At 71.9% G+C, this 1,268-nt stretch carries 2 protein-coding genes; one reads left to right on the top strand and one right to left on the bottom strand.

Features of this window, described 5'->3' with window-relative positions; genetic code table 11:
- A partial coding sequence (locus tag ASF38_RS18625; RefSeq protein ID WP_235497353.1) for a sterol desaturase family protein occupies positions 1-472 on the top strand: 472 nt, incomplete at its 5' end.
- Between the two features lie 10 nt (positions 473-482).
- Here ASF38_RS18625 and ASF38_RS02595 read toward each other — a convergent pair.
- Positions 483-1,256: an SDR family oxidoreductase gene (locus ASF38_RS02595; protein ID WP_056556110.1), complete on the bottom strand. Its 774-nt coding sequence runs from the start codon at positions 1,254-1,256 to the stop codon at positions 483-485.
- Positions 1,257-1,268: the final 12 nt, after the last annotated feature.

The following is a 1,268-nucleotide window of genomic DNA, read 5'->3' as shown; positions in this document are numbered from 1 at the left end:
CCCCTGGTTCGAGTTCTTCTTCTGGCTGCCGCTGCCGCTGCTCGGCTTCGCGCCGTGGACGCTCTACGTGGCGTTCGGCTTCAACCTGATCTACCAGTTCTACGTGCACACCGAGCTGGTCACGAAGCTGCCGAGGCCCGTCGAGTACGTGTTCAACACGCCGTCCCACCACCGGGTGCACCACGGCAGCGACCCCGAGTACCTCGACAAGAACTACGGCGGCATCCTCATCGTGTGGGACCGGCTGTTCGGCTCGTTCACCGAGGAGCGACAGCGCCCCACCTACGGCCTGACCAAGAAGGTCGAGACGTACAACCTGCTGAAGCTGCAGTACGGCGACTACGTCGAGATCGTGCGCGACGTGCGCTCGGCCCACGGGTTCCGCGACAAGCTCGGCTACCTGTTCGGCCCGCCCGGCTGGACGCCCGCCGACCACTCGGAACCGGAGCAGACGGTCCTGCCCCGGCGCTGACGCGGGGGCGTCAGAGACCGCGCGACAGGCCGCCGTCGACCGGGAGCATGACGCCGGTCAGGTAGCCCGACGCGGGGGAGAGCAGGAAGGCCGCGGCGCGACCGAACTCCTCGGGTCGGCCGTAGCGGCGCAGCGGGATGGCGGCGGCGGCGCGCTCGCGGGAGCCCGCCGCGTCGCCGGACAGCGCGTCCAGCTCCTGCACGCGCTCGGTGTCCACGCGTCCGGGCAGCAACGCGTTCACACGCACGTCGCGAGGGCCCAGCTCGTCGGACAGGTCCTTCGCCGCCATGGCCAGCCCTGGGCGGAGGCCGTTGGAGATGCCCAGCCCGGTGACGGGCATCTTGGCCGACGTCGACAGGACGAGCGCGATGGAGCCGCCCCGTCCCGGCTCGATCGCCTCGGCGACCGCGGTGGCGATGCGCAGGCCGCCGAGGAAGACGCTCTCGAAGGCGCCGCGCCACTCCGCGTCGGTGCGTCCCAGCACGGTGCCCGGAGGCGGGCCGCCCACGCTCACCAGGGCTCCGTGCACAGCGCCGAAGTGCTCCTGCGCGACGGCGACCAGTGAGGTGGCGGTGTCCTCGTGGGCGTTGTCGGCGGCGATGCCGACCGCTCCGCCGGGACCGGCCGAGCCCAGCTCCCGCACGGCGGCGTCGACCGACTCCTGCGAGCGGGAGGAGAGCACGACGTTCGCGCCCTCGGCCACGAGCACCTCCGCCGTCGCGCGACCCAGTCCGCGGGTCCCACCGGTGACGACGTACGTCCTGCCTGCCAGTCCGAGGTCCATGTCGTCAGCCTA

The sequence above is a fragment of the Aeromicrobium sp. Leaf272 genome, assembly GCF_001422865.1.
Classification (GTDB): Bacteria; Actinomycetota; Actinomycetes; order Propionibacteriales; family Nocardioidaceae; genus Aeromicrobium.
The sequence above is the reverse complement of the archived record's forward strand: the minus strand, read 5'-3'. Positions and strand labels throughout refer to the sequence as shown.

Bases quoted from the DNA above. Each gene is read 5' to 3' on its own strand.
- ASF38_RS02595 (WP_056556110.1), bottom strand. From the start codon at position 1,256: ATGGACCTCGGACTGGCAGGCAGGACGTACGTCGTCACCGGTGGGACC.